The organism is Pseudomonas sp. Snoq117.2 (genome assembly GCF_900110545.1).
GTDB lineage: Bacteria > Pseudomonadota > Gammaproteobacteria > Pseudomonadales > Pseudomonadaceae > Chryseomonas > Chryseomonas benzopyrenica.
In genome coordinates this window covers 54,599-73,838 of the sequence record NZ_FOED01000002.1, presented here as the reverse complement: position 1 = coordinate 73,838, position 19,240 = coordinate 54,599, and the positions used below count along the sequence as shown (strand labels likewise).

The following is a 19,240-nucleotide window of genomic DNA, read 5'->3' as shown; positions in this document are numbered from 1 at the left end:
CAGCTTAGTTGTCGTACCCCAAATTCGGCGCCAACCACCGCTCCGTCACCGCCAGCTCCTGGCCCTTGCGCTCGGTGTAGCTGCCGACCTGATCCTTGTCGATCTTGCCCACGGCGAAATACTGGGCCTCGGGATGGGCGAAGTACCAGCCGCTGACCGCTGCTGCCGGGAACATGGCGTAGTGCTCGGTGAGGAAGACCCCGCTGCGACCGGCCTCGTTGAAGCTGGCTTCGGGATCCAGCAGCTTGAACAGGGTGGCCTTCTCGGTGTGATCGGGGCAGGCCGGGTAGCCGGGGGCGGGGCGGATGCCCTTGTATTGCTCGCGGATCAAGGCCTCGTTGTCCAGGGTCTCGTCCGCGGCATAGCCCCAGTGTTCCTTGCGCACCCGCTCGTGCAGCCATTCGGCACAGGCTTCGGCGAGGCGGTCGGCCAAGGCTTTCACCATGATCGAGTTGTAGTCGTCGCCCTTGCGCTCGTAGTCCTTGGCCAGTTCCTCGGCGCCGATGCCGGCGGTGACGATGAAGCCGCCCATGTAGTCGGTCACGCCCGTTTCCTTGGGCGCGACGAAGTCGGCCAGGGACAGATTGGGCTTGCCCTCGGGCTTGATGGTCTGCTGGCGCAGGTGGTGCAGAGTGGCCAGGGGTTGGCCGTCTTCACCATAGACTTCCAGGTCGTCGTCGCGCACCTGGTTGGCCGGCCAGAAGCCGAACACGGCGCGGGCCTTGATCAGCTTCTCGTCGATCAGCTTGCTGAGCATGGCCTGGGCATCGTCGAACAACGCGGTGGCGGCTTCACCCACCACCTCGTCGGTGAGGATGCGCGGGTACTTGCCGGCCAGGTCCCAGGAGATGAAGAAGGGTGTCCAGTCGATGTATTCGGCCAGCACCGCCAGATCGATGTCTTCCAGCACCCGGGTCCCGGTGAAGCTGGGCTTGGGCGCCTGGTAGCCGAGCCAGTTGAAGGCCGGCTTGTTGGCCACGGCCTTGGCGTAGGACAGGCGTTCGGTACGGGCGCTGCGATTGGCGGTGCGTTCGCGCACCTCGACGTAGTCGGCGCGGGTGCGCTCGACGAAGCCGGCCTTGAGTTCCTTGGAGAGCAGCTGGGTAGCCACACCCACGGCGCGTGAGGCGTCGGTGACATAGACTACGGCATCGTTCCGGTACTGCGGCTCGATCTTGACCGCGGTATGGGCCTTGGAGGTGGTGGCGCCGCCGATCATCAGGGGCAGGGTGAAGCCCTGGCGCTGCATCTCCTTGGCGACATGGACCATCTCGTCCAGCGAGGGGGTGATCAGGCCCGACAGACCGATGATGTCGCACTTCTCGGTAATGGCGGTCTGCAGGATCTTTTCCGCCGGGACCATGACGCCCAGGTCGACGATGTCGTAGCCGTTGCAACCCAGCACCACGCCGACGATGTTCTTGCCAATGTCGTGGACGTCGCCCTTGACCGTGGCCATGAGGATCTTGCCCTTGGCCTCGGGCTTGTCGCCTTTCTCCGCCTCGATGAAGGGAATCAGGTGGGCCACCGCCTGCTTCATCACCCGGGCGGACTTGACCACCTGCGGCAGGAACATCTTGCCCGAGCCGAACAGGTCGCCGACCACGTTCATGCCGCTCATCAGCGGACCTTCGATGACCTCGATGGGCCGCGCGCATTGCTGGCGGCACTCCTCGGTGTCCTCGACGATATAGGTGGTGATGCCCTTGACCAAGGCATGCTCCAGTCGCTTGTCCACCGGCAGGCCGCGCCATTCCTCGGTCTCGGCTTCCTTGACCGCGCCGCCGCCCTTGTAGTCGTCGGCGATGGCCAGCAGGGCGTCGGTGCCTGCCGGGGTGCGGTTGAGCACCACGTCCTCGACCCGCTCGCGCAGGGCGGCCGGGATCTCGTCGTAGATCTCCAGCTGACCGGCGTTGACGATGCCCATGGTCAGGCCGTTCTGGATAGCGTGGTAGAGAAAGACCGAGTGGATGGCCTCGCGTACCGGGTTGTTGCCGCGGAAGGAGAAGGAGACGTTGGACACACCGCCGGAAGTCAGGGCGTAGGGCAGGTTGTCGCGGATATAGGCGCAGGCGTTGATGAAGTCGACCGCGTAGTTGTTGTGCTCCTCGATCCCGGTGGCCACGGCGAAGATGTTGGGGTCGAAGATGATGTCTTCCGGCGGAAAGCCGACCTGGTTGACCAGGATGTCGTAGGAGCGGGCGCAGATCTCGTTCTTGCGCGCCTCGGTGTCGGCCTGCCCGTCTTCGTCGAAGGCCATGACCACCACCGCCGCGCCATAGCGCTTACACAGCTTGGCGTGATGGATGAAGGCTTCGACGCCTTCCTTCATGGAGATGGAGTTGACGATGCCCTTGCCCTGGATGCACTTGAGGCCGGCCTCGATCACCTCCCACTTGGAGGAGTCGATCATGATCGGCACCCGGGAGATGTCCGGCTCGGAGGCGATCAGGTTGAGGAAGGTGACCATGGCCGCCTGCGAGTCCAGCATGCCTTCGTCCATGTTGATGTCGATGACCTGGGCGCCGGCTTCTACCTGCTGCTGGGCCACTTCCAAGGCCTCGGCATAGTTCTCCTCACGGATCAGCCGGGCGAACTTGGCCGAGCCGGTGATGTTGGTGCGCTCGCCGACGTTGACGAACAGCGACTCGCGGCTGATGGTGAAGGGCTCCAGGCCGGAGAGGCGGCAGGCCTTGGGAATCTCCGGCAGCTGGCGCGGGGCATGCCTGGCGACCGCTTCGGCGATGGCCTGGATATGCGCCGGGGTGGTGCCGCAGCAGCCGCCGACGATGTTGAGCAGGCCGCTGGCGGCGAATTCCTCCACCACCGCCGCCATCTGCTCGGGGCTTTCGTCGTATTCCCCAAAGGCGTTGGGCAGGCCGGCGTTGGGGTGGGCGGAGACGAAGGTATCGGCCTTGGTCGCCAGTTCCTCGACGTAGGGCCGCAGTTCCTTGGCGCCCAGGGCACAGTTGAGGCCGACGGAAATCGGCTGGGCGTGGCGTACCGAGTTCCAGAAGGCCTCGGTGGTCTGGCCGGAGAGGGTGCGGCCGGAAGCGTCGGTGATGGTGCCGGAGATCATGATCGGCAATTCGATGCCGACCTCTTCGAACACGCCCTGGACGGCGAAGATCGCCGCCTTGGCATTGAGGGTGTCGAAGATGGTCTCGATCAGGATAAGGTCGGCGCCGCCCTCGATCAGGCCGCGGGTGGCCTCGGTGTAGTTTTCCACCAGCTCGTCGAAGGTGACGTTGCGATAGCCGGGGTTGTTGACGTCCGGAGAGATGGAGCAGGTCCGGCTGGTCGGGCCGAGCACCCCGGCGACGAAGCGCGGGCGATCCGGGGTCTCCAGGGTCTTGGCGTCGGCCACTTCACGAGCGACCCGGGCACCGGCCAGGTTCAGCTCATAGGTGATCTCTTCCATGCCGTAGTCGGCCTGGGAGACCCGGGTGGCATTGAAGGTGTTGGTTTCCAGGATGTCGGCGCCGGCATCCAGGTAGGCCTTTTCGATCTCGGCGATGATCTTCGGCTGGGTCAGCAGCAAGAGGTCGTTGTTGCCCTTGACGTCGCTCGGCCAGTCGGCGAAACGCCTGCCGCGGTAGTCCGCTTCCTCCAGGCGATAGCTCTGGATCATGGTGCCCATGCCGCCGTCGAGGATGAGGATGCGCTGCGCGAGGGCGTGGCGGAGGGCGGCGAGGCGAGAGCTACGATCGGTCATGGGCATTCCACAGAGATGAAGAGACGCTGGACAAAGGGTGGCAGCATAGCAAAAGCCGGCGCCCGCCCCGGTATCGGCAGTGATCCATGATGAGCAGCGCTCATGAAGGGTCGGCGAGTCTTTCATGCCAGGGATGCTTAGCGATCTAGAGCGGGCGGCGGACAAGCGCCCGAAGTGCTGCTTTACTGACAGATGACCGACGTTTACTGTGCGTCAAAACAGTGTCATGGAAGGTGGCCGTGATTCCTCTGGTGATATGCGACGACTCGAACATGGCGCGCAAGCAGCTGGTTCGCTCCCTACCCGAAGGTTGGGGGGTATCCATCACCCAGGCCACCAATGGCGAGGAAGCCCTCACGGCGCTGCGTCAGGGACTGGGCCAGGTGATGCTGCTGGACCTGACCATGCCGATCCTGGATGGCTACGGCACCCTGGCAGCGATTCGCAACGAGGGTCTGGCGGTCAAGGTGATCGTCGTCTCCGGCGATGTCCAGGAACAGGCGGTGGCACGGGTGCGCGAACTGGGCGCTCTGGACTTCATCCGCAAGCCGGCCGATCCCTCCGAACTGGCCACGGTGCTCCAGCGCCACGGTATCTATAGCCCAAGCCCGACGACTCCGGCGGAACCCATCGCGCGTCCGGAGCTGGAAGTCAGTTTCCGCGATGCCTTCCGCGAGGTGGTCAACGTCTCCATGGGTCGCGCCGGGGCCCTGCTGGCCAAGGCGCTGGATGTCTTCGTTCAGTTGCCCATTCCCAATGTCAACATCCTGGAAGTCAGCGAGCTGCACATGACGCTGGTGGATGCACAGCGCGAGGATCGTCTCAGCGCGGTGTGCCAGGGCTACATCGGCGAGGGCATCGCCGGCGAGGCGCTGCTGATCTTCCACGACTCCGAATTCGACGACATGGCGCGCCTGGTGCGCTGGCGCGAGGCGGGGGAGTCCGGCGACATCGAGATGCTGCTGGATCTGTCGAGCATCATCATCGGCGCCTGCCTGGCCGGGATCGCCGAGCAGTTCGACATCCGCTTTTCCCAGGGCCATCCGACCATCCTCGGCCACCACGCGTCCATCGACGAGCTCATCGTCGTCAACAAGACGCGCTGGAAGAAGACCCTGGCGGTCGAACTCAGCTACAGCCTGGAAGGCCATAACGTCCACTTCGATCTGCTGCTGCTGTTCACCGAGGATTCGGTGAAGCGCATCACCCGCAAGATCGGCTACCTGATGAGTTGAGCATGGCCGCACAGATCGATATCAACGAACTCCACTGGCTGCTGGACATCGTGCAGAACATCGATGTCGGCGTGGTGGTGCTGGACCTCGACTACCGTATCGAGGTCTGGAACAGCTTCATGGAAAACCATTCCGGGCGGATCCTCAGCGAGGTCAGCCAGCAGTCGCTGTTCGCGGTCTTCGCCGAAATCGACGAGGCCTGGTTCCGGGCCAAGGCCGAAAGCGTGGTTCTGCTGGGCACCCGGGCCTTCTCCATCTGGGAACAGCGACCCTATCTGGTCCACTTCAAGAGTTACCAGCCGATCACCGGCGTGGAAGCCTTCATGTACCAGAACGTGACCCTGCTGCCGTTGCGCGATTCCACCGGGGCTATCGCCCATATCTGCGTGGTGATCTACGATGTCACCGATGTCGCCATCAACAAGCGGCAACTGGAGCTTTCCAACGACAAGCTGCAGGAACTGTCGCGCACCGATCGCCTGACCGGGCTGGCCAATCGTGGCTACTGGGAGGAACGCCTCACCGAGGAATTCGCCCGGCACCAGCGCTATGGCGGCCGCCTGGCGCTGATGATGCTCGACATCGATCACTTTAAGCGCATCAACGACACCTATGGCCACGCCGTTGGCGATCAGGCGATCAAGGCGCTGGCCGGGGTGATCAAGACCCATGTGCGCAACGCCGACATCGCCGGACGCTACGGTGGCGAGGAATTCGGCGTGGTGCTGCTCGATACGGGCGTGGAAGGCGCCCGGCTACTCGCCGAGCGCCTGCGCGAAGCGGTGGAGGCGATGCGTCTCGATGTGCTGGGAACGCCCATCGCCTTCACCATCAGCATTGGCCTCACCGATCTGTCGGTGCCCCTGGGCAATCACGAGCAGATGATCCAGCAGGCGGACAAGGCCCTGTACGAATCCAAGCATGCCGGGCGCAATAGGGTCACCAGCTTCGTTCAGCGTCTGGATTGAGACGATTATCCGACTGTTTCACTAGGGCTTTCGTCGAGGGGTAGGGTGGCGTAAACTTGTCACACCTGTTGAGGAGTGACCATGAGCGCCATCATCATTACCGACGCGGCTCAGGATTACCTGGCCGACCTGTTGGAAAAGCAGAATACCCCCGGTATCGGTATCCGCATCTTCATTACCCAGCCCGGCACCCAGTACGCCGAGACCTGCATCGCCTATTGCAAGCCCGGCGAGGAGAAGCCCGATGACCAGCCCATCGGCCTGAAGAGCTTTACCGCCTACCTCGATGCCATCAGCCAGCCCTTCCTGGAAGACGCCCTGGTGGACTACGCCACCGACCGCATGGGTGGCCAGCTGACCATCAAGGCGCCCAACGCCAAGGTGCCCATGGTCAACGAGGACAGCCCGCTCAACGAGCGCGTCGACTACTACCTGCAGACCGAGATCAATCCGGGGCTCGCCAGCCACGGTGGCATGGTCAGCCTGGTGGATATCGTCGACGACAACGTCGCGGTGCTGCGCTTCGGTGGCGGTTGCCAGGGCTGTGGTCAGGTCGATCTGACCCTCAAGGATGGCGTCGAGCGCACCCTGCTGGAGCGGATCCCCGAGCTCACCGCCGTGCGCGACGTCACCGACCACACCAACCGCGAAAACGCCTACTACTAGGTAGCTTGGCGTCCTGGCGGTCGCGAAGGGCTATCGAACCGATCGATAGCCCTTCGACGTTTCAGTGGCGCGCTGCGTCTTCCGGCAGGGCCATCAGGCGCTGCTCCTGCGCCCAGTCGAAGACTTCGCCGCGGGATTCCGCCTCATGACGACGCTCGTCCAGCCGCTGATAGAGCGCCAGCTCTTCGTCCGGCATGAAGTGCAGGCAATCGCCGCCAAAGAACCACAGCAGGTCGCGCGGCACCCGGTGGGCGATCTGCGGATAGCGGCTGAAGATCTGGCTGAGCAGGTCCTGGCCGAGATAGGCGTACTCTTCGGGCGCCTGGGGCAGGCCGGCGACCAGCTCGTCGAAGCGGTCGAGGAACAGCGCGTGGTTCTCCGAGGGCACCTGCTCGGCCGCGCCGACATCGGCCAGAACCGCTCGCAGCTGGGCGAGGAGGGCGACGTGGTGGGCGAGATAGGAAGTGGCCATGGGTGTCTCCTGAAAAAGCGGCTGCGCAGTATAGGGGCACTGTCCGACGTTGTCTGGTTCGACTAGGATCGAACCTTTGCCCGCCGCCGGGGTTATAGGAAGTAGCACTTTTCTTTGCGAATCAGTTCTTGCCGGGAGGCACATGAGTCTAGCTCTCTCCATTCGTGGTCTGACCAAGACCTACAACAACGGCTTCACCGCCCTCAAGGGGATCGACCTCGATGTGGTCGAAGGTGATTTCTTCGCGCTGCTCGGTCCGAACGGGGCGGGCAAATCGACCACCATCGGCATTCTCTCGACCCTGGTCAACAAGTCGGGCGGTGAGGTGTCGGTGTTCGGCAACGACCTGGACAAGGATCCCGCGGGCCTCAAGCGCTGCCTGGGCGTGGTGCCCCAGGAGTTCAACTTCAACCAGTTCGAGAAGGCCTTCGACATCGTCGTCACCCAGGCGGGCTACTACGGTATTCCCGCACGCATCGCCGGTGAGCGCGCCGAGGAGTACCTCACCCAGCTCGGGCTGTGGGACAAACGCGATACGCCTTCGCGCATGCTCTCTGGCGGCATGAAGCGTCGCCTGATGATCGCTCGCGCCTTGATCCACAAACCGCGCCTGCTGATCCTCGACGAACCCACCGCCGGGGTCGACATCGAGCTGCGGCGCTCCATGTGGAGCTTCCTCACCGAGCTGAACAGGCAGGGAACCAGCATCATCCTCACCACCCACTACCTCGAAGAGGCCGAGCACCTCTGCCGCAACATCGCCATCATCGACCATGGCGAGCTGGTCGAGCACACCAGCATGCGCAAGCTCCTGCAGAAGCTCAACGTCGAGACCTTCATCGTCGATGTGGTCCAGCCGCTGACGGCGGCGCCGCAGCTGGACGGCTATCCGGCCAAACTGCTGGGTGACCACTCCTTCGAGGTGCAGATCGACAAGGCCAGTGGGGTCAACGCCCTGTTCCGCCAGTTGGACGCCGCCGGCATCCAGGTCCAGAGCCTGAGAAACAAAGCCAATCGCCTGGAGGAGCTGTTCGTCTCCCTGGTGGAAAAGAATCTAGCCAAGGTCGCCCGATGAGTACCGAATTCCAAGCCAACATGGTGGCGCTGCGGACCATCGTCCATCGCGAAGTGCGCCGCTTCACCCGTATCTGGGCACAGACGCTGCTGCCCCCGGCGATCACCATGGTTCTGTACTTCGTGATCTTCGGGAACCTGATCGGCAATCGTATCGGCGGCATGGGTGGCTTCACCTACATGCAGTACATCGTGCCGGGCCTGATCATGATGTCGGTGATCACCAATGCCTACAGCAACGTGGTCTCCAGCTTCTTCAGCAGCAAGTTCCAGCGCTCCGTGGAAGAGCTGCTGGTCTCGCCGGTGTCCCCGCACGTGATCCTCATCGGCTATGCCATGGGCGGCATCCTGCGCGGCCTGGCCGTGGCCGCCATCGTCAGCCTGCTATCGCTGTTCTTCACCCACATGCAGGTGCACCACCTGGGCATCATGCTGTTGGTGATCATTCTCACTGCGGCGATCTTTGCCCTGGGCGGCTTCATCAACGCCGTCTACGCGCGCAACTTCGACGACATCTCCATCGTGCCGACCTTCGTGCTGACGCCCCTGACCTACCTGGGCGGGGTCTTCTATTCCATCGACCTGCTGCCGGCCTTCTGGCAGAAGGTGTCCCTGGTCAATCCGATCCTGCACATGGTCAATGCCTTCCGCTACGGCATCCTTGGGGTGTCCGACATCCGCATCGGGGTGGCGATCGCCTTCATGCTGTTCGCCGTGGTCGTGCTTTATCTGGTCAGCATCCGTCTGCTCGTGAGCGGGCGCGGCATGCGTCATTGAGTGTCTGAGCGTCATGCATAGCGTAGAACAATCGCCCCTGGGCAAAAGCACCGAGTACGTCAGCGAATATGCGCCGACGCTGCTCTATCCGATCCCGCGCGCGCCCAAGTGGGCGGAGCTGGGCCTGGACGGCCAGCGCCTGCCGTTTCGCGGGGTGGATGTCTGGACCTGCTACGAGCTGTCCTGGTTGCTGCCTTCCGGCAAGCCGGTGGTGGCCATCGCCGAATTCGCCATCCCGGCCGATTCGCCGAACATCATCGAGTCCAAGTCCTTCAAGCTGTACCTCAACTCCCTGAACCAGTCGGTGTTCGCCAGCATGGCCGAACTCGAAGCCGTACTGGTCAAGGACCTGAGCGCCGCGGCTGGTGGTCCCGTCGGCGTCAACCTGATGTCCTTGGATGATTGGGCGGCCCGTGGTGTCCAGCGCCCGAGTGGCCAGTGCCTCGACGATCTGGATGTCAGTCTGGATCGCTATGCCCACCCGCAGGCCGAACTGCTGAACGTGGGCGAAGCGCGGGATAGTCAGAGGTTTTACAGCCACCTGCTTAAGTCGAACTGCCCGGTCACCGGTCAGCCGGACTGGGGCACCGTGGTGGTCGAGTACGATGAGGGCCTGGCCCTGGAACCGGCCAGCCTGCTGCGCTACCTGGTCGCCTTCCGCCAGCATGCGGATTTCCACGAGCAGTGCGTCGAGCGCATCTATCTGGATTTGTGGCGGCTGCTCAAGCCGGCGAAGCTGACCGTGTTCGCCCGCTATGTGCGGCGTGGCGGACTGGATATCAATCCCTACCGAAGCAGTGACGCCATCCAGCCCGCCGCGGAGCGTTACGTCCGGCAGTGATCAGATGCCCATGCTGCTCAGGCTGTTCATGATCGAGCGGAGCGTGCCGGCCATGGTCGGGTGACTGACCTCGAAACGCTCCACGGCCAGATTGACGCCTTCGACCAGGCTGCCATCCCGGGTGGCATCTTCGTTGGCCAGCTGGAATTCGATATCCCGGATCAGCAGTTCCAGTTCTTCCCGATCCTCGGGCGAGGCGGGCGGATCCTGGTCCAGCTGGTGGCGGAGGTGGTCGAGTTGTTCCTGCAGATGAGAGGTGGTCATGGGCGTTTCTCCTGTGTTCGGATTCTTTGACCGCAACGGCGGGTCAAAGATCGAGGGATAGCGCCTGGCCCTAAGCCAAAGTGGCAAAGCTATGACTATAATCGGCGCCTTTCAGGCGTCTGAGTGCAACGAGGAGAGAAGCGATGATGGTCGAGCGACGTGGTTCCAGGGTCTGGGGAGCGCTCCTTGCAACGGCCCTGACCTTTGCCGGTCAGGCCATGGCGGCCGAAGCTGAGAATCCCGATCCCTGGGAAGGCTTCAACCGCAAGATCTTCGTGTTCAACGATACCCTGGATACCTATGCCCTCAAGCCGGTCGCCCAGGGCTATCAGCGCTTCATGCCTGGCTTCGTGCAGACCGGCGTGAGCAACTTCTTCAACAACCTGGGTGACGTGCGCAACCTGGCCAACAACCTGTTGCAAGGCAAGATCGAGCACGCCGGGGTCGACACCGCGCGCCTGTTGATGAATACCACGATGGGCGGCCTCGGCCTGGTCGACGTGGCCACCAAGGCCGGCCTGCAGCGCAACGACGAAGATTTCGGCCAGACCCTGGGCAAGTGGGGCGCCACCAGCGGTCCCTACCTGGTCCTGCCGTTCTTCGGCCCCAGCAGCGTGCGTGACGGCCTCGGTCGCATCCCGGACAGCTACACCAGCGCCTATCCCTATGTGGACGACGTCGCCGTGCGCAACAGCGCCTTCGCCCTCAGCACCGTCGATACCCGGGCCGGTCTCCTGCAGGCCGAGCGCTTGATCACCGGGGACAAGTACGTGTTCATTCGCAACGCCTACTTGCAGACCCGCGAATTCAAGGTCAAGGATGGTCAGGTGGTCGACGACTTCTAGTCCCGGCCCCAATAAAAAAGGCAGCCCAGGGGCTGCCTTTTTTATTGGCCGCAGTAGTTAGCGCATTTCCAGCACGGACAGGCCCAGCAGCTGCTTGCCCGAATCGGTGGCCTGGACGCGCAGGACCTCGGCGTCCGCTTCCAGGCCGGGAAGTTCGGCATGGCTGGAGGGGATGAGCACGGTCACCTTGTCGCCGACCTGCAGGCTGGTGGCGGCCTCGATCTGGAAACCGGTGCTGGACAGATCGACGCAGCGCGCCTCGAAGGAGGCATCGCCGACCTTCAGTATGGCCTTGGAGTCGACGTGCATGCGAATGAAGTCGCGCTTTTCACTGTAAGAACGGTCAATGGTACTCATGGCAATCCTACTGCTTGGGAGGATGGATGGCGGGTTGCTGGAGGTATAAACTCCATAATGGCACCCTGTAAAGAATTTCCATCCGGTTGGCAAGCTTGAACGCCCCGGTGGATGGGAGTAGTGTCTCCGCCGTGTCGTAATCACCGTGGCCCGTGTCGGATAGTGTCCGCCGGTTTGCCGTTCGGGTGCATGCCTGGATCCTCTATGTCTAATTCGCCTGCCACGCTCCTGATCATTGACGATGACGAGGTGGTTCGCCTCAGTCTCGCCGACTATCTCGAAGACAGTGGCTTCAATGTCCTGCAGGCCAGCAATGGCCAGCAGGGCCTGGAAATATTCGAGCGCGAACAGCCTGACCTCATCATCTGCGACCTGCGCATGCCGCAGGTCGACGGGCTGACGCTGCTGCGCCGCATCAGCGAGCTGTCCATCGATACGCCCGTGCTGGTGCTGTCCGGCGCCGGCGTCATGAGCGACGTCGTGGAAGCCCTGCGCCTGGGCGCCGCCGATTACCTGATCAAGCCGCTCGAAGACCTGATGGTGCTGGAGCACTCGGTGAATCGCGCCCTGGATCGCGCCCGCCTGCGCCTGGAAAACGATCGCTACCGGGTCAAGCTGGAAAACACCAATCGCGAGCTGCAGGCGAGCCTGAGCCTCCTGCAGGAGGACCAGAACGCCGGGCGTCACGTGCAGATGAACATGTTGCCGGTGACGCCCTGGGAAACCGAGGGGCTGCATTTCGCCCACGAGATCATCCCCTCGCTGTACCTGTCCGGCGATTTCGTCGACTACTTTCGCATCGACGAGCACCGCGTCGCCTTCTACCTGGCCGACGTCTCCGGCCATGGCGCCTCGTCGGCCTTCGTGACCGTGCTGCTCAAGTTCATGACCACGCGGCTGCTCTATGAGTCCAAGCGCAACGGCACGCTGCCCGAATTCAAGCCCTCGGATGTGCTCGGTCACATCAACAGGGGTCTACTGGATTGCAAATTGGGCAAGCACGTGACCATGCTGGGTGGCGTCATCGACGAAACCACGGGTACCCTGGCGTACAGCATCGGTGGTCATCTGCCCTTGCCGGTCCTGCATACCCCGGAAGAGACGCGCTTCCTGGTAGGCAAGGGCCTGCCGGTCGGCCTGTTCCAGGAGGCGACCTACAATGACCACCAGATGGATCTGCCCGAGCGTTTCAGCCTGACCCTCTTTTCGGATGGCATCTTCGACCTGCTGCCGGGAGACAATTTGAAAGAGAAAGAACACAGCTTGCCCGATTACGTCCGCCGCGCCGGCGGTACACTGGCAGGCCTGAGCGAAGCCCTGGATCTGGCGTCCGTTACCGAGATGCCCGACGATATCGCTTTGCTGGTGTTGAGCAGGAACCTGGCATGAGCACCGGAAAAATCCAATTTGCCGAGCAGGATGGCACCTTCGTCCTGAAGTTTACCGGCGAGGTGCGTCTGACCCTCTGCTCGGCGCTGGACGCGACCATCGAACACATCTTCTCGTCGTTGAATTTCTCGTCCATCGTCATAGACCTGACCGAGACGCAGAGCATTGACAGCACCACCCTGGGCCTTTTGGCTAAGCTGTCGATCCTGTCGCGGCAGCGCATCGGGCTGCTGCCCATGCTGACCACCAACAACCCGGACATCCTGCGCCTGCTGGATTCCATGGGGTTCGATCAGGTGTTCAATATCGTCGAGACGGTCCTGCCTTGCCCGGATTGCCTGACCGACCTGCCACCGCAGGATCAGTCCGAAGCCGAGGTGCGCAGTCGCGTGCTGGAAGCCCATCGGGTGTTGATGGGCCTCAATGAATCCAATCGCAATGCATTTCGCGATCTGGTCAGTGCCCTCGAAAGGCACTGACCACGCTCCGGCTTAGCGCTTGCCGGGCAGCAGCACTTCCAACTTTTCCTGATCCCGCGCGAATTGGCGAATGCCTTCTGCCAGCTTCTCGGTGGCCATGGCGTCTTCGTTGTGCGCCCAGCGGAAGGCAGCCTCGTTCAGCTGCTGCTTGGGTTCGCCACCGGTGCTGTCGGCGGTCAGTACGCGCGGCAGGTCGCCCTGGGCTTCCGACAGCTGCTGCAGCAGTTCGGGGCTGATGGTCAGGCGGTCGCAGCCGGCCAGCTGCTCGATCTGGTTCAGGTTGCGGAAGCTGGCACCCATCACCACGGTCTCGTAGCCATTGGCCTTGTAGTACTGGTAGATACGGGTCACGGACTTCACGCCCGGGTCTTCGGCGCCTTCGTAGTCACGGCCTTCGGCCTTCTTGTACCAGTCGTAGATGCGACCGACGAAGGGCGAGATCAGGAACACACCGGCGTCGGCGCAGGCCGCGGCCTGGGCGAAGGAGAACAGCAGGGTCAGGTTGGTCTGGATGCCTTCCTTTTCCAGTTGCTCGGCCGCGCGGATGCCTTCCCAGGTGGAGGCGATCTTGATCAGCACGCGGTCCTTGCCGATACCGGCCTTCTCATACAGCTCGATCAGGCGATGGGCGCGATCCAGGGTGGCGCCGGTGTCAAAGGACAGGCGCGCGTCCACCTCGGTGGAGATGCGGCCAGGGATCAGCTTGAGGATCTCACCACCGACGGCGACGGCGAAGCGATCGCAGGCCAGGCCGATGTCACCGCCGGCGCCGCTGAAGGCGGCCTGCAGGTGTTCTTCGTAGCGGGGCAGGGCAGCGGCCTTGAGCAGCAGCGAGGGATTGGTGGTGGCGTCGTAGGGCTTGAGGCGGGCGATGGCGTCCAGATCGCCGGTATCGGCGACGACCGTGGTGTATTGCTTGAGTTGTTCCAGCTTGCTCATGGCAGGTCTTTCCTTCGGTTAACGAATGGACATCGTGGAGACGTGACTCAGTGGCCCCTGAGAAGTTCAGTGGCCTCGTCATACAGGCGCAGCGGTTCAGGGCTGCGATGCAGATCGGTGGACAGCAGTTGCCGGAAGCGCCGCGCGCCGGGAAAGCCCTGCGCCAGGCCCAGGACATGGCGGGTGACGTGGTGGATGAGACCACCCTGTTGCAGATGTGCCTCGACATAGGGCCGCAGCCGCAGCATGACTTCATGGCGAGTCAGTGGCGGACGGTCGCAACCGTAGAGCGCCGCGTCCACCTCGGCCAGCAGGTAGGGATTCTGGTAGGCCTCGCGACCCAGCATTACCCCATCAAAGACCTCCAGCTGCTCGCGACAGGTGTCCAGGGTCTTGAGGCCGCCATTCAGAATGAATTCGAGATCCGGGAAGTCCTGCACCAGCTGTGCGGCCACGTCGTAGCGCAGCGGTGGGATCTCGCGATTCTGCTTGGGTGACAGCCCTTCGAGGATTGCGATGCGCGCGTGCACGGTGAAGCTGCGGCAACCCGCGTCCGCGACTTGGCCGACGAAGTCCCGCAGCGCCTCGTAGCTGTCGCGCCCGGAGATACCGATGCGGTGCTTGACCGTCACCGGGATGGCCACGGCATCGCGCATCGCCTTGACGCTGTCGGCCACCCGCTCGGGATAGGCCATCAGGCAGGCGCCGATCATGTTGTTCTGCACCCGGTCGCTGGGGCAACCGACGTTCAGGTTGATCTCGTCATACCCCGCCTGCTCACCCAGCCGCGCCGCGGCGGCCAGCTCGGCCGGCACGCTGCCGCCCAGCTGCAGCGCCAGGGGATGCTCGGTCTCGTCGTGCCGCAAGAACCGCTGGGCATCACCATGCAGCAGGGCACCGGTGGTGACCATCTCGGTATAGAGCAGGGCATGCTGGGACAGCAGACGATGAAAGTAACGGCAGTGACGATCCGTCCAGTCCATCATGGGCGCCACGGAGAATTTACGAGAAAATTTCATTAAAAATAGTCACTTACGAAAGCGATTTCTCGCGGTAACGGCTTTGGTAACACCTAGAAAAGCACTTTGGGCTAGTTTCGGCGATTGAGAAGATGCGCGCATTGCGCACATTTTCCGACTCAACAAAGGGCGAGAGCGCGCCGTGAACCAGACGCTGATCGACTTCGAGCAGTATACGCGCCTTGGACCGACCTATGCGGTGGAGCTGCTCGGCGTGTCATACTCAATCTATGGCCAGGTGCGCCGTGGCCGGCGGCAGCTGCAGCTCTACACCGAGCGGCACATTGAGGCGCTACAGCGTCTACCGCGCGATACCCTCCAGCGACTGATCCAGGAGCATGTGCGTGATGGTTGGCAAAAGGGCTGACAGCGCGATGATGGACGAGACGACGAAGGGCCTTATCTATGAAGGCGCGTCGATCTCCCAGCTTGGGCAGCTGTTCGGCCTGCATAACCGCACGGTCAGCTCCAAGCTGGTATGCGGGTGCAGCCATGTGGCAAGCGCCATGGGTATCCGATTTACTCGGTACGAGACGCAGCCCCTTTCGTCGTTGAGTAAGATTTGGACTCAGACGACCTGGAAAGGATTGTGGCCTACGTTCAACAGCTCGACCCGACGCGATTCTGCGCCTGGCTGCTCGCTGGCTGCACCGGTAGCCTGGGCCTCAGCGTGTTCCTCGGCATGCAGCAGCCGTCACCCTTTGTGCTCGGTATCAGGTCGAGTTTCGCTGACCGCTGAGGGCGAAGCTTTCCTGCCTTTTGCCTAAACGCTTCTCGATACGAGCGAGGCGGCAAAGGTCACTTTCAAAGCGAGCGCGGGAACCGCCAGCGGCATCCTGAAGCTGACTGCGCCCACTGTGTTCGGCCAGACAGTGATCATGCCGCTGATTCCGCTGTTACTGGCAGATCACCTCAGGCTGCAGATCGATCTGGTCTTGTCGGATAGCATCGTCGATATCGTGAGCCTGGGGATTGATGTCGCTATCCGCATTGCCACACTGCGTGATTCCGAGTTGGTCACACGTCCACTTGCCCCTAATCCGCGAGTGCTCAGCGCAAGCCCGGCTTATCTGGTGCAGCAGGGGGGGCACCGTGCTCGACGACTTACGCGGGCATCGCTGCATAGCCCTACACGGTATGCCGCACTGGCCCTTCGTGCGTGATGGAGATCCGGTTGGCTTCAAGGGCAGAGTCCTTTCGCCGCTAATAGTGTTGAAGCTGTGCGTACCGCCAGCAAGCAAGGGCCAGGGATCGCAATGCTTACATACTGGGACGTGCGTGACGATATCGAGGGCAGCCGTCTGCAACTAATAGAACTTGAAGATGCCACTCCGGAGCAACTCTTCATCACCGCTGTGTTTCCTAAAAGGCGCCAGGTGCCACAGCGTGTCCACGCTTTCCTGGAGCGGCTGGAAGCATCGTTAGGCAGGGCGGAGTAGCCAAGTGCCCTCGATCAGCGGCTAGGCGCCAGCGCTGAGACTAGAGCCGAAGGAAACGCAAAAACGCCTAATAGAAGCATCAGGCGTTTTTACCGGCTCGAATTGCTATGGCGCCACCCTGATTCGTTCAGGCTGGCGAACCCGGCCTTGCAGCTCCCTCCGCACGATCTCTGCACCAGCGCTCAAGGCCTTCAGTTTTCCCCTTGCCACTCTTCGCGACAGCGGCGCCATGCCGCAATTGGTGCAAGGATAGAGTTTATCCGCTGCCACGAATTGCAGCGCGTTCCGCAGGGTCTGGGCGACCTCCTCGGGCGTTTCGATGGCGTTGCTCGCCACATCAATGGCGCCCACCATCACTTTCTTGCCGCGGATGAGTTCGATCAGCTCCAGGGGAACGTGCGAGTTATGGCATTCAAGGGAGACGATGTCGATCTTGGATTTCTGCAGCTTGGGAAAGGCTTCTTCGTATTGCCGCCACTCCGAGCCCAGGGTCTTCTTCCAGTCGGTATTGGCCTTGATACCGTAGCCGTAGCAGATGTGCACCGCCGTCTCGCACCTGAGCCCTTCGATCGCGCGCTCCAAGGCGGCGACTCCCCAGTCGTTGACTTCATCGAAGAAGACATTGAACGCGGGTTCATCGAACTGGATGATGTCGACGCCCGCCGCTTCCAGCTCCCTGGCCTCCTGGTTCAGGATGCCGGCGAATTCCCAGGCAGTTTTTCCCGACTCTTGTAGTGATTGTCGTAGAGGGTATCGATCATGGTCATCGGGCCTGGTAGCGCCCACTTGATCGGCTGTGTCGTTTGCTGGCGGAGGTATTTGGCGTCTTCGATGAATACCGGCTTCCGGCGTTCGACGGCTCCCACTACCGTAGGTACGCTGGCGTCATAGCGATTACGGATTCTGACGACTTCGCGCTTGGCGAAATCGACACCGCTCAGATTTTCAATAAAGGTGGTGACGAAGTGCTGGCGGGTTTGCTCGCCATCGCTGACGATGTCGATACCAGCCTGCTGCTGTTCAAATAAAGACAGGCGTAGCGCGTCCTGTTTGCCTTCGAGTAATTCCTCGCCTTCCAACTTCCAGGGTGACCAGAGCGTTTCCGGTTGGGCGAGCCAAGAGGGCTTGGGCAGGCTTCCTGCGGTGGAAGTGGGTAACAGCTTCTTCATTGGTATTGGCCCTGTGCAAATATTTAAAAGGAAGACGTGGCAGACCACTGCTCAAGCAGGGATCGATAGGGTCTGATGAAATGCTCTTCAGTGGATTTTCCCTGCTCTATCGCCAGTTGGCTGCGCTCTTCCCGGTCGTATAGGATTCGGGTCAGAGAGTAATCCTGATGCCTCAGGTTAGGGCGATACAGGTGGCCCGCGACCGAATTTGCGTTGTAGATCTCAGGCCGATAGATCTTTTGAAAGGTATCCATAGTGCTAATTACGCTAATGAGTTCCAGGTGCGTATAGTCGTTCAGCAGGTCACCTGAAAAATAAAAGGCCAGAGGCGCAACGCTATTGGGGGGCATGAAGTAGCGCACCTTCAGTCCCATTTTTGCAAAATACTCATCGGTCAATGAGTATTCGTCTTGCCGATACTCGAGGCCGAGCACTGGGTGTTGATTTTCCGTGCGCTGATACAACCGGCTGGTGGAGACGCTGAGGCAGACGACTGGCGGTTTGCTGAAGTTGGCCTTGTAGGCGCTTGAGCCTACGAAGTCTTTGAATAATTTTCCATGTAGTTCGCCAAAATTTTCTGGGGTACTGAAGCCTTCTCTGTCCCTGTTGTGCTCGGAGAGCAGGATGCTGAAATCGTAATCACGCACATAGGACGAGAAGTTGTTTCCGGCTACGCCCTCTATGCGCTCTTCGGCGTGCCTGTCTAGGATGTTGGTCTTCAGGGTTTCGATCAAGGGGATAGTGGCTTCGCCACCTGTGCGGTCGAGCCTCACTGCGACGGAGATGATGTCGAGCTCGATGCTGTATCTGTCCCCTTGCGGATTGTCCCAGTCAGCCAGGGAGTTGAAGCGATTATTCATCATCTTCAATGTGTTTTTCAGGTTCTCCTGGCGATTGTCACCTCTCGCCAGGTTGGCGAAATTAGTGGTGATGCGGGTATTTTCCGAGGGGCGGTAGCGCTCGTCGAACGGTGTCTTTTTAATTAAATAATCGAAATTATGGCTCATCGCCAAATCGCTCCTTCTCAAACTTCAGGCAAAGAGCATCCGGTTGCCGGCATTGTCGTCATGATTCATTGCCGGAACTGGACTGACTAATATGAGCACTCAGTCTATTTCAGCGGTGACGCTATAGATAATGAATTGATTTCAAAAAAACTTTAGCGGGACTCATGATTAGGCGCAGGGCCGGATCGCCTGTGAAGCGCTTCGGCAGACACCCTCACTAGGCCGACGTTTTCTCGGCCGGCTGCTGCCACTCCCGCTCCACCATCCGCTTCGCCTTGGCTCTATTCCGGTGTCATAGCCGCCGCGGCTCGCTCTGGTCGCCTGCGTTATGCGGTGACCGAGCCCTGGGCCAGCTTGGTCTCCAAATTCAGGCGGCTACCAGGATCCGCTGCGCCTGGTTAAAGCCGAAGGGGAGGCCTTGGCGTAGGGAAAGGACCCGCCGCAGATGCGTTCCAACGCTGGGCGCCTTTGGTCATAGGCGCTCCGGCAAACCTCAGGTATCCATCCCTTGACCACCTTTACACAAGCCTACATGCCAATCCGTAGCTGCCCCGCCGGGCGAACGGCTAGCATGCGCATCCAGAT

17 protein-coding genes and 2 pseudogenes are annotated in these 19,240 nt (G+C 61.6%); 11 read left to right on the top strand and 8 right to left on the bottom strand.

What is annotated here, in order from left to right; all coding sequences use genetic code 11:
- Positions 1-4 precede the first annotated feature (4 nt).
- Positions 5-3,721: a methionine synthase gene (gene metH, locus BMZ43_RS06280; protein WP_177344780.1), complete on the bottom strand. Its 3,717-nt coding sequence runs from the start codon at positions 3,719-3,721 to the stop codon at positions 5-7.
- A gap of 227 nt (positions 3,722-3,948) precedes the next feature.
- On the opposite strand from metH, the gene BMZ43_RS06275 reads away from it, so the two are divergent.
- The 3 genes from BMZ43_RS06275 (at position 3,949) to nfuA (ending at position 6,584) form a co-directional block, all read left to right on the top strand.
- A complete protein-coding gene (locus BMZ43_RS06275) occupies positions 3,949-4,950 on the top strand; it encodes a response regulator (RefSeq protein WP_093251169.1) in 1,002 nt (333 codons plus the stop codon).
- Positions 4,951-4,952: 2 nt separating this feature from the next.
- Positions 4,953-5,918, top strand: coding sequence for a sensor domain-containing diguanylate cyclase (locus tag BMZ43_RS06270; RefSeq protein WP_093251164.1), 966 nt, complete (start codon positions 4,953-4,955; stop codon positions 5,916-5,918).
- Positions 5,919-5,999: 81 nt separating this feature from the next.
- Positions 6,000-6,584, top strand: coding sequence for a Fe-S biogenesis protein NfuA (gene nfuA / locus BMZ43_RS06265; RefSeq protein ID WP_064308678.1), 585 nt, complete (start codon positions 6,000-6,002; stop codon positions 6,582-6,584).
- Positions 6,585-6,645: 61 nt separating this feature from the next.
- On the opposite strand, the gene BMZ43_RS06260 is transcribed toward nfuA, so the two are convergent.
- Positions 6,646-7,056: a PA2817 family protein gene (locus tag BMZ43_RS06260; protein ID WP_017640579.1), complete on the bottom strand. Its 411-nt coding sequence runs from the start codon at positions 7,054-7,056 to the stop codon at positions 6,646-6,648.
- A gap of 142 nt (positions 7,057-7,198) precedes the next feature.
- Here BMZ43_RS06260 and BMZ43_RS06255 point away from each other — a divergent pair, with 142 nt between their 5' ends.
- Genes BMZ43_RS06255 through queF form a run of 3 tightly spaced genes read left to right on the top strand, consistent with a single transcriptional unit; the run spans position 7,199 to position 9,748 of the window.
- Positions 7,199-8,131, top strand: a complete 933-nt coding sequence (locus tag BMZ43_RS06255) for an ABC transporter ATP-binding protein (RefSeq protein ID WP_017640580.1) — start codon at positions 7,199-7,201, stop codon at positions 8,129-8,131.
- Entirely contained in the window at positions 8,128-8,907 is a 780-nt protein-coding gene (locus BMZ43_RS06250) for an ABC transporter permease (protein ID WP_064308680.1), read from the top strand. Before BMZ43_RS06255 ends, BMZ43_RS06250 begins: the two co-directional genes overlap by 4 nt.
- Positions 8,908-8,920: 13 nt before the next feature.
- Entirely contained in the window at positions 8,921-9,748 is an 828-nt protein-coding gene (gene queF, locus BMZ43_RS06245) for an NADPH-dependent 7-cyano-7-deazaguanine reductase QueF (RefSeq protein ID WP_093251159.1), read from the top strand.
- Here queF and BMZ43_RS06240 read toward each other — a convergent pair whose 3' ends face one another.
- Entirely contained in the window at positions 9,749-10,012 is a 264-nt protein-coding gene (locus BMZ43_RS06240; protein ID WP_017640583.1) for a DUF4404 family protein, read from the bottom strand.
- A gap of 218 nt (positions 10,013-10,230) precedes the next feature.
- Here BMZ43_RS06240 and BMZ43_RS06235 point away from each other — a divergent pair, with 218 nt between their 5' ends.
- A complete protein-coding gene (locus BMZ43_RS06235; RefSeq protein ID WP_371913862.1) occupies positions 10,231-10,857 on the top strand; it encodes an MlaA family lipoprotein in 627 nt (208 codons plus the stop codon).
- A 57-nt stretch (positions 10,858-10,914) separates the two neighbouring features.
- Here BMZ43_RS06235 and BMZ43_RS06230 read toward each other — a convergent pair whose 3' ends face one another.
- Positions 10,915-11,214: a PilZ domain-containing protein gene (locus tag BMZ43_RS06230; RefSeq protein ID WP_093251151.1), complete on the bottom strand. Its 300-nt coding sequence runs from the start codon at positions 11,212-11,214 to the stop codon at positions 10,915-10,917.
- A 204-nt stretch (positions 11,215-11,418) separates the two neighbouring features.
- On the opposite strand from BMZ43_RS06230, the gene rssB reads away from it, so the two are divergent.
- Both rssB and rssC read left to right on the top strand, forming a co-directional pair.
- The gene (gene rssB / locus BMZ43_RS06225; protein WP_064308683.1) at positions 11,419-12,603 is read left to right on the top strand and encodes a two-component system response regulator RssB; all 1,185 of its coding nucleotides are present in this window, start codon (positions 11,419-11,421) and stop codon (positions 12,601-12,603) included.
- A complete protein-coding gene (gene rssC / locus BMZ43_RS06220) occupies positions 12,600-13,082 on the top strand; it encodes an anti-sigma factor antagonist RssC (RefSeq protein WP_007158388.1) in 483 nt (160 codons plus the stop codon). The genes rssB and rssC overlap by 4 nt, the downstream gene beginning before the upstream one ends.
- Positions 13,083-13,094: 12 nt before the next feature.
- Here rssC and tal read toward each other — a convergent pair whose 3' ends face one another.
- On the bottom strand, positions 13,095-14,021 hold the full coding sequence (gene tal, locus BMZ43_RS06215) for a transaldolase (protein ID WP_064308684.1): 927 nt from the start codon (positions 14,019-14,021) through the stop codon (positions 13,095-13,097).
- A gap of 47 nt (positions 14,022-14,068) precedes the next feature.
- Positions 14,069-15,040 carry a tRNA dihydrouridine(20/20a) synthase DusA gene (gene dusA, locus BMZ43_RS06210; protein ID WP_093251148.1) on the bottom strand — a complete coding sequence of 324 codons (972 nt, stop codon included), beginning with the start codon at positions 15,038-15,040 and terminating at the stop codon, positions 14,069-14,071.
- A 142-nt stretch (positions 15,041-15,182) separates the two neighbouring features.
- Here dusA and BMZ43_RS06205 point away from each other — a divergent pair, with 142 nt between their 5' ends.
- Positions 15,183-15,407, top strand: coding sequence for a hypothetical protein (locus tag BMZ43_RS06205; RefSeq protein WP_093251140.1), 225 nt, complete (start codon positions 15,183-15,185; stop codon positions 15,405-15,407).
- Between the two features lie 463 nt (positions 15,408-15,870).
- Positions 15,871-16,479: pseudogene (locus BMZ43_RS06200) on the top strand (substrate binding domain-containing protein); the annotation flags it as partial.
- 105 nt (positions 16,480-16,584) lie between these two features.
- On the opposite strand, the pseudogene BMZ43_RS06195 reads toward BMZ43_RS06200, so the two are convergent.
- A pseudogene (locus BMZ43_RS06195) lies at positions 16,585-17,648 on the bottom strand (methionine synthase).
- 23 nt (positions 17,649-17,671) lie between these two features.
- Positions 17,672-18,655, bottom strand: a complete 984-nt coding sequence (locus BMZ43_RS06190) for a DUF1852 domain-containing protein (protein ID WP_093251137.1) — start codon at positions 18,653-18,655, stop codon at positions 17,672-17,674.
- Between the last annotated feature and the right edge of the window lie 585 nt (positions 18,656-19,240).

What these genes read in the sequence shown, in the direction of transcription:
- rssB (WP_064308683.1), top strand. Translation starts at nt 11,419, where the DNA reads ATGTCTAATTCGCCTGCCACGCTCCTGATCATTGACGATGACGAGGTG.
- BMZ43_RS06240 (WP_017640583.1), bottom strand. Translation starts at nt 10,012, where the DNA reads ATGACCACCTCTCATCTGCAGGAACAACTCGACCACCTCCGCCACCAG.
- BMZ43_RS06260 (WP_017640579.1), bottom strand. Translation starts at nt 7,056, where the DNA reads ATGGCCACTTCCTATCTCGCCCACCACGTCGCCCTCCTCGCCCAGCTG.
- BMZ43_RS06230 (WP_093251151.1), bottom strand. Translation starts at nt 11,214, where the DNA reads ATGAGTACCATTGACCGTTCTTACAGTGAAAAGCGCGACTTCATTCGC.
- BMZ43_RS06235 (WP_371913862.1), top strand. Translation starts at nt 10,231, where the DNA reads ATGGCGGCCGAAGCTGAGAATCCCGATCCCTGGGAAGGCTTCAACCGC.
- BMZ43_RS06270 (WP_093251164.1), top strand. Translation starts at nt 4,953, where the DNA reads ATGGCCGCACAGATCGATATCAACGAACTCCACTGGCTGCTGGACATC.
- BMZ43_RS06250 (WP_064308680.1), top strand. Translation starts at nt 8,128, where the DNA reads ATGAGTACCGAATTCCAAGCCAACATGGTGGCGCTGCGGACCATCGTC.
- queF (WP_093251159.1), top strand. Translation starts at nt 8,921, where the DNA reads ATGCATAGCGTAGAACAATCGCCCCTGGGCAAAAGCACCGAGTACGTC.
- BMZ43_RS06190 (WP_093251137.1), bottom strand. Translation starts at nt 18,655, where the DNA reads ATGAGCCATAATTTCGATTATTTAATTAAAAAGACACCGTTCGACGAG.
- tal (WP_064308684.1), bottom strand. Translation starts at nt 14,021, where the DNA reads ATGAGCAAGCTGGAACAACTCAAGCAATACACCACGGTCGTCGCCGAT.
- rssC (WP_007158388.1), top strand. Translation starts at nt 12,600, where the DNA reads ATGAGCACCGGAAAAATCCAATTTGCCGAGCAGGATGGCACCTTCGTC.
- dusA (WP_093251148.1), bottom strand. Translation starts at nt 15,040, where the DNA reads ATGAAATTTTCTCGTAAATTCTCCGTGGCGCCCATGATGGACTGGACG.
- BMZ43_RS06255 (WP_017640580.1), top strand. Translation starts at nt 7,199, where the DNA reads ATGAGTCTAGCTCTCTCCATTCGTGGTCTGACCAAGACCTACAACAAC.
- nfuA (WP_064308678.1), top strand. Translation starts at nt 6,000, where the DNA reads ATGAGCGCCATCATCATTACCGACGCGGCTCAGGATTACCTGGCCGAC.
- metH (WP_177344780.1), bottom strand. Translation starts at nt 3,721, where the DNA reads ATGCCCATGACCGATCGTAGCTCTCGCCTCGCCGCCCTCCGCCACGCC.